The sequence below is a fragment of the Clostridioides sp. ZZV15-6598 genome (assembly GCF_020657705.1).
GTDB lineage: Bacteria > Bacillota > Clostridia > Peptostreptococcales > Peptostreptococcaceae > Clostridioides > Clostridioides difficile_F.
In genome coordinates this window covers 1-7859 of sequence record NZ_JAGWCS010000161.1, presented here as the reverse complement: position 1 = coordinate 7859, position 7859 = coordinate 1, and the positions used below count along the sequence as shown (strand labels likewise).

9 protein-coding genes are annotated in these 7859 nt (G+C 27.1%); 8 read left to right on the top strand and 1 reads right to left on the bottom strand.

Annotated features, from left to right (window positions below; translation table 11 throughout):
* On the bottom strand, positions 1–588 hold a 588-nt coding region (locus tag KGF50_RS19085), incomplete at its 3' end, for a DUF3794 domain-containing protein (RefSeq protein ID WP_227849527.1).
* Positions 589–786: 198 nt separating this feature from the next.
* Between KGF50_RS19085 and KGF50_RS19080 the strand changes: the two genes are divergently transcribed.
* The 8 genes from KGF50_RS19080 (at position 787) to KGF50_RS19045 (ending at position 7858) form a co-directional block, all read left to right on the top strand.
* A complete protein-coding gene (locus tag KGF50_RS19080; RefSeq protein ID WP_227849526.1) occupies positions 787–1359 on the top strand; it encodes a DUF3794 domain-containing protein in 573 nt (190 codons plus the stop codon).
* Between the two features lie 29 nt (positions 1360–1388).
* Positions 1389–1985, top strand: coding sequence for a DUF3794 domain-containing protein (locus tag KGF50_RS19075; RefSeq protein ID WP_227849525.1), 597 nt, complete (start codon positions 1389–1391; stop codon positions 1983–1985).
* A 30-nt stretch (positions 1986–2015) separates the two neighbouring features.
* Entirely contained in the window at positions 2016–3215 is a 1200-nt protein-coding gene (locus KGF50_RS19070) for an SPOCS domain-containing protein (protein WP_227849524.1), read from the top strand.
* Positions 3216–3695: 480 nt separating this feature from the next.
* Positions 3696–4517 (top strand): molybdate ABC transporter substrate-binding protein, encoded by an 822-nt coding sequence (gene modA / locus KGF50_RS19065; RefSeq protein WP_227849523.1) that lies wholly within the window; start codon positions 3696–3698, stop codon positions 4515–4517.
* Between the two features lie 87 nt (positions 4518–4604).
* On the top strand, positions 4605–5318 hold the full coding sequence (locus KGF50_RS19060) for an ABC transporter permease (RefSeq protein ID WP_227849522.1): 714 nt from the start codon (positions 4605–4607) through the stop codon (positions 5316–5318).
* A gap of 1 nt (position 5319) precedes the next feature.
* On the top strand, positions 5320–6015 hold the full coding sequence (locus KGF50_RS19055; RefSeq protein ID WP_227849521.1) for an ATP-binding cassette domain-containing protein: 696 nt from the start codon (positions 5320–5322) through the stop codon (positions 6013–6015).
* Positions 6002–6733, top strand: a complete 732-nt coding sequence (locus KGF50_RS19050; protein WP_227849520.1) for a Rossmann-like domain-containing protein — start codon at positions 6002–6004, stop codon at positions 6731–6733. The genes KGF50_RS19055 and KGF50_RS19050 overlap by 14 nt, the downstream gene beginning before the upstream one ends.
* Before the next feature lie 324 nt (positions 6734–7057).
* Complete coding sequence (locus KGF50_RS19045; RefSeq protein ID WP_227849519.1) at positions 7058–7858, top strand: PIG-L family deacetylase; 801 nt, start codon at positions 7058–7060, stop codon at positions 7856–7858.
* Position 7859: the final 1 nt, after the last annotated feature.

The window sequence follows — 7859 nt, the reverse complement described above, 5'->3', positions numbered from 1 at the left end:
ACTATTATATTTATCACCAAGACTATATTTACATTGTGTAGCATCATTACAGTTATCTGAACAAGTATCATTATCGTAATAGCATAAATTTGGATTATGCATACAATAACTTCTACAGCATTTACAGTTATTACAATTACGAATTTGCGGACAAATTATAAATAGTAGTGATAAATCAATCATTCTACAATCAAAGTGTTTTACACAAATATTCTCTATTCCAATAAAAATAGTTTCTATAATATTATCACACTTATCATATTTCAAATCTTTTAACAAGATAAATTGACAAAATGGAATACTCCAATGTGCAGAATGAAGAGACTGCTGACAATTATCTGCAGTATATATAATCTTAATATTTTTAAATCCTTTTATAACTAATTTTGGCCCTAGTATAGTGTTAATAATCTCTTTATCCTCAACACAAATATTTACACTTACTTCATTAATACATTCTATATCCGGTTTTTGTGTTGGAACACATAGTATGTCATCTTCTATAAATTCTTTATAGTATTTTATGCATTTGTTGTCTGGATAATCTTCTAAGGGGGTAATTCCAGTTTTTGAAATACTTTCATTCATATAAACATCTCCTTAATTTCATAATTATATAGAGATTAAAGTTTCTATATACATTTTATATATGATATAAAATCATATATTGTTATAAAAAAGCTAAAAAAAGAAAAATATTTAAAAATAGGTAACAAAAAGTCGAAATTTAAATAGATTATATTGAGAGCTAAAAACTTTCAATAAATTATATAAGGAGAGATAAATATGAATAGTAATATATGTACTTGTAATATGGATTTAGTTGATGTAAGTGGCTTATGTAACGCAGATGATGTTACAAGCGTTATAAGTCAATACCCTTATTGGTTTCAAATGTATATACCTGAAACCCTAACTGTACCACCACAAAAACCAGATATAGAGCAAATAAACTCAGTAAACGTATCAGTAAATATACTAAGAACAAAAGTTGTTAAAACACCTATATCACCTTTAGATGCTAATGGAGATTTTATACCAAATTTAGAAGGAAAAATATCTACAGGAAGAAAGCTTATAATTGAAGGTGAATTATGTCAAAAGATATCTTATACAGCTAATGAAGAAACTCAATCAGTTCATTCAGCACATTTTTATGTACCATTTTCAAGTTATATAGTTGTGCCACAAGAGGTTACATTTAATAATGTAACTCCACCAATAACACTTGATTCACTTGATATAGACTATCAAGTAAATGCTTGTATAGAAGATTTATCTATAAGCACATTAGATGAAAGAACTATATTAAAGCATACAACATTATTATTATATGCAGTACCAACACAACCATTATAAAATCTATAAAAAAATAAGGAGTGGAAAATATGTTAAATTCTAATTATACAAATGGAACAAGCTATCAATTCTATGATAAATGCTGTGGTGAAAATAAAATATTAAATACTGTTGGTGTTTATCCAGAATTAAAAATAGAAAAAGCATTACAATGTTATGAAGATACAGATAAATGGACAGAGTTCTTTGTTCCAGAGATAGTAGATATACCATCACAAAAACCAGATATAGAAGATATAGTAGAGGTACACTCTTGTGTAGATATAATATCTCAAAGAGTAATAAAAACACCTCTAGTAAATGGATATACTCCTGTAGGCCAAAATCCTATAGCAGGCGAAGATATACCAAATGGAGAATGTACAAATCTAACTGGAAGAAAGTTAATAATTGAAGGAATATTAAAACAAAAAATAATATATACAGCAGCAGTAGATGAACAATCAATTCACTCTGCTCACTTTAATATACCTTTTTCAGTATTTATAATAATAGACAAAGATACTCCACTATATCAGCAGTTTAAGATAACTTCATATATAGAAGACATCTATGCATGTGCATTATCAGAAAGAAGTGTATTTAAAAATACAACAATATTTATAAAAGCATCAAAATTATGCTAAAAGATTTAAATAAAATGAGGAGGAATAAAAATGGAATGCAATAAAAAAACTTGTGAATGTGATTTTAATATTAAAAGTATAGGTATATGTGATGTAACAAAATTAAATATGGATGGAAGCAAAAGAGAGACTTTAAACTGGACAGAAATTTCAGTTCCTGAAATACTTCCTATTCCAATATTAAAACCTGATATAGAGGATATAGATCAAGTTTATGCAAATGCAGTAATCAACTCTACAAAACTTATAGAAACTCCATTTGCATATAAATCATATAATTTATATGTTAGTTTAGCTATATTAAATGAAATACAAACAATATTGAATACTTTTTTAGCAATAGATATACAAACAACAATTGATACAATTATTGATGGAATAAATGATATAATTTCAGCAATTCAAGCAGCAATACCTTTAATTCCTGGTTTAGGAGCAATTGTTAATCCTTTATTAACTGAATTACAAGGATTACTAAATTTAATTCAACCAACAGTAGATTCTCTTTTAACAGCTGTTAATGGATTATTAGCTGCAATTCAAATTGGAACAGCACAAGTAGTATGTACAGCTCTTAATTTAGTAATAAGTATAACAACTACTTTAATTAACTTACTAGAATCTGTACAAGACCTTATCAATGATATACTTGCTGCAATTGGTACACTTGGAGGACCATTAGTAACTGCGTTGATAGCAACTTTACAAACAATAATTAATACTATTCTTACACCTGCATTTAATTTATTAATTGGAGCAACAGGAGCATTAACTGTACTACTTCAAGGTCTAAGTGGAATAATAATTGATTGTAATACTACTATGGCATTTGAAATAATACCAAATGCTGAAGGAACATGCTTAACTGGAAGAAAAATAATCGTAGAAGGTTTATTAAAGCAAAAGATTGTATATACAGCGCTAGTAGATGAACAATCTGTTCATTCTGCACATTATGAAATACCTTTCTTAGCATATATAATTCCTTATGCTAAATTTGAAGGCTTAACTTATGAAGAAGGAATAGTAGTTTCAGCTCCTGGAGAACCTGTAGTTACTATAAATGGATATCGATATAACCCTGCTTTAGGTATAAATGTTGACTTATGTGAAGATTTTGTTGTAAGTGCATGTATAGAAGATATATATGTAAATGCACTTGATAAAAGAACAATATTCAAAAATATAACATTATTCTTAAAAGCAAAATTAGAATCAATATGTAATTAATATGAATATTACTTCAGTGGTATATGATATAAATCAATATGCGTTTTAACTTAATATAAGAACTATCTTCAAAGTAAAACTTTTATTATTAAAGAAAAGAGCATTTTATATGACTTTTAAAATCATATAAAATGCTCTCTCTTTATTTTATTTGCTTCTGGAGTTTTCTAGAAATATGCTAACAACTATTGCTATAGATAATATCATAATAAAGCCTATCTATTGACTAACAGATTATACATTATTAAAGTTTTCGTTTCTATTCTTATTATAAAATTCAATCATTTTAATACAAGTATAATCACCAATAAAATATCTTCTTTTTAAATTAGACTATAGGACTCTTCAAATAGATTCTTCTACTCCAACATGATAAAACATAACAAAACACGATAAAACATAACAAAAACTTAGACATCGTTTTCTGATTATGGTATACTAAAAAAGAATTTACAACAATTTAATAAGGGGGAATATGTTATGTTAAAAAAGATTTCTATATTAACTTTAGCTCTACTTATTTCAATAGGTATTACTGCATGTAATTCTAAAGAAAATAAAGTAAATGATAAATCTAGTGCTAAAGTTACATCAACTAATGACTCAAAAGATAAAGAAAAAGAAGAAACTCTTTTTGTCTATTCAGGGGCAGGTTTAAAAAAACCAATGGATGAAATAGCTCAAAAATTTGAAAAAGAAAATAATGTTAAAATTGAATACAGTTATGCTGGTTCTGCACAATTAATAGCTCAAATAGAAACAAGTCATAAAGGTGATGCATTTATTGTTGGTTCTGAACCAATTTACTCAAAAGCATTTGAAAAAGAACTTGTAGGTGAACATAAAACTGTAGCACATCATACACCTGCAATAGTTGTACCTAAAGGCAATCCAGCTAATATTCAAAAACTAGAGGACTTAAATAAAGATGGTGTTAAGATTATCTTTGGTGACAAGGAATCTAACGCTATAGGTAAAACTACTCAAAAAATACTCGAAAAAAATAACTTAAAATCTGTAAATGATAATGTTATTTCTACTGCTGCAACTGTCAATGAAATGATTTTACAGTTAATTGCAAGTAAAGCAGACGCCACAATAGCCACAAAAGACTCTGTTTTTGGTAATGATGATGTAGAAGTTATAGAAATTTCTTCAGATAAAAATATAGACCAAATTATTTCAGCAGGAACTGTAAGTTATAGTGGCAAAAAAGATTTAGCTAATAAATTTATAGATTATATAGCATCAGATGAGGGCAAACAAATATTTAAAAAATATGGTTTTGAACCAGTTAAGTAGTGATTAATCTTGAGAAATAAATTTTTTACTATATCACTCACAGGATTTTTTGTGATAGTCTTTTTATTTATTGTATCTCCACTTTTTATGTTAATCATTAAAGGATTAAGCTATGTTCCTAGATGTTTAAGCTCAGTAGAAGTACAGTCTGCAATAGTACTTAGTATTAAGACATCTCTACTATCTACTATATTATGTCTTTTATTAGCTCTTCCCACAGCATACTTTTTACATATTACTAGCTTTCCTTTTAAAAAGCTACTTGTACAAATAATCAATTTACCTATGTCTCTTCCTCATCTAGTATCAGGAATTGCTCTTTTACTTTTATTTGGAAAAATGGGTATTGGAGATGTTGTTTATAAACTTTTTAATCTTGATTTTGTATTTACAAAACAAGGTATAGTTTTAGCACAAGTATTTGTAAATCTACCACTTACTATCAAAATACTTAACACAGCATTAAATGAGAGTAATGAAAAAATGGTATTTGTAGCACGTACCCTTGGATGTAATAGTTGGGAAGCTTTTAAATTTATAACTCTTCCAAATTTAAAGATTGGAGTTATATCTGCAACTGTAATGACTTGGTCAAGAGCACTTGGTGAATTTGGCGCAGTTGCTATGATAGCTGGCTCTACACGAATGAAAACAGAAATTATTCCTACATCAATATATTTAAATATGTCAACAGGTGATATAGATATTGCAGTTGGAATAGCTGTAATTTTAATATTTATCTCACTTACATGTCTGACTCTTTTTGAGATACTATTTAATAGGGAGGTGAATAAAAGTTAATATGTTAAAAATAAAAAATTTATCCCTTGATTTACCTTGTTTTAAATTGAAAGAAAATAGTTTAGATATTAATAATCATGAATATTTTGTTTTATTAGGTTCTAGTGGGTCAGGTAAAACTCTATTTCTCGAAACATTAGCAGGAAGATACCCATATGCAAAGGGAGATGTATTATACAAAAAAAAATTAATTTCAAGCTTACCTCCAGAAAACAGAAATATAGGATTTGTATATCAAAATTTTGAACTATTTCCAAATATGAATGTTGAGGATAATATAAGATTTCCACTTAAATTGAGAAAAGTATCTATAAGTGAACAAATTTCAAAAGTTAATCACTTGTCTGAACTGATGCAGATAGATGATATAAAGAAGAGATATCCCCAAAATTTAAGTGGAGGTGAAAAACAAAGAGTTGCTTTTGCACGTGCATTAGTAGCTGAGCCAGACATATTACTTTTAGATGAGCCTATGAGTTCATTAGATTATATTACAAAAAAACATATAAGTAAAATACTAAAGGAAGTTTACCTCAAGTATAAACCAACAGTAATTCATGTTACTCATGATATCTCTGAAGCAATGTTTTTTGCTCATAAAATAGGAATAATGAACAATGGAAAAATAAATCATATTTTTGAGCTAAATGAAGAGATAAAACAGAAAGGAGAATCTTTTTTCTATGAATATATTTGATACTTTGAGAGATTATCTGTTAGAACAAGTTGATAAGAATAATTTAAATATGGATATGATAAGTATTGTATCTAAATCTCTAACTGCTGAAGAAGCAATAGGAAATACCAAACGTAAAGATTTTCCAATTATAGTTGGTAAGGAGATAATGCTTGAGGCTGATTTTAAAGGAGTTAAAGGACAAGCATTCACTTCTACTCCATCTATGTTCGAAGGTTCTTTAAAGGATATATTGTCATTAGATTTATACAATAATCCTCATGATAGAAGTCTTTTTATAGCATCATTAAATGCTGTTATGAGGTATCTAGATATGACAGATAGAACTATCCACTGCAAAAATAATGAGCCAGAAATATGTGCAAAGAATTTCCCTAAATTTATAAAAAATAAATTTGATAATCCAAAGGTAGCAATCATAGGATATCAACCAGCTATAATTGATAATATTAAAGATTTTTTTGAAACTAGAGTATTAGATTTAAACCCTGAATTTGTAGGAACTATTCAGTACAATGTCAAAATTGAAGATGGCGTAAAAGATTATAGAGATGTTATATCTTGGGCCGATATAGTGATTTGTACAGGAAGTACTTTATGTAACAACTCAATTATTGATTTTATATCATTAAATAAACCAGTTTACTATTATGGAACTACAATAGCTGGTGCATCAAAAATTTTAGGTCTTGATAGACTCTGTTTTTGCAGTAAATAACTATATCAATTAGGAGCACATAAGAATTATTATGTGCTTCTTCTATTTATGATTAAATTATTATAACTTATAACAATAAAAATTATAATGATTGAAACTACCTATAGTATAAAACTCCAAGTAGATATTTAGCTTATTTATATATTTATCCCAATAAATCCTCCATTCTTTTTTATTTCTTATATATAAAATTTTTTTATTTTAATTTCACCAACAAAAAAAATTTATTCCATTAATCTACTCTATCTTTTTTAATTTTTAAGAAATAATTTTTAATACTTTGATTGATAATATAACTAAGACAGCTTTTCAGGAGATGATTAAATGACTCTTAAAAACAGGAATTTTACTATAAATAAGTATGGAATTTTATCTATCATTTTAGTTCTATGCTTGATTTTAACAGGTTTTAATAGCTATATTAATTATAGTCATAGAAAATTTAAAGATTATGTTGTTTTCTATGTTCAACATCAAGATGATGAAGTATTGTGGGCTGGCAGTGCTATTGTAAATGCTGTAAAAGAAAGAGGAAAAAATCATGTATTTGTGGTTTTGGTATCTACTGGATGTGGTATATCTGTTTTCGATAGATATAAAAAATATGAAACTCTTACAGATAACCAAAAATCAGAATATCGAAATAGAGAATTCTTAGCTTCTCTTGACAATCTAGGAGTAAAAAGAGAAAACATAATAATATTACCAGAAAAAAATGCAAATGGTACTACTAATTTTAACTCTATGGAGAAAATTGCAATCACTTTTGAAAAAAAATTTAAAAATGTAACCCATATAGCACATACTTACAAGTTAGATGACCATTTACAACATATAAAAAATGGTTCTGTCATTCAAGGTCTGTATAACTCTGGTCAAATCAAAGATGCCAAATACTTTGTAAAACCTAAGTTTGCTCATGAAATAAGTTTTAACAACAAGATAGTTTATAAAGCTCATTCTATTGAGGATTATGAAAAAGTTAAAAATGCTTGTGAACAATACAAACTTATTGATGAATCAGAATGTAGAGAAGGTATTGGTTATAAATCTGACCACAAATCTTTTGATAAATTATTAAGTGATAAAAATGTTCCCGCTATACTCCACACCCCTAATTTATAAC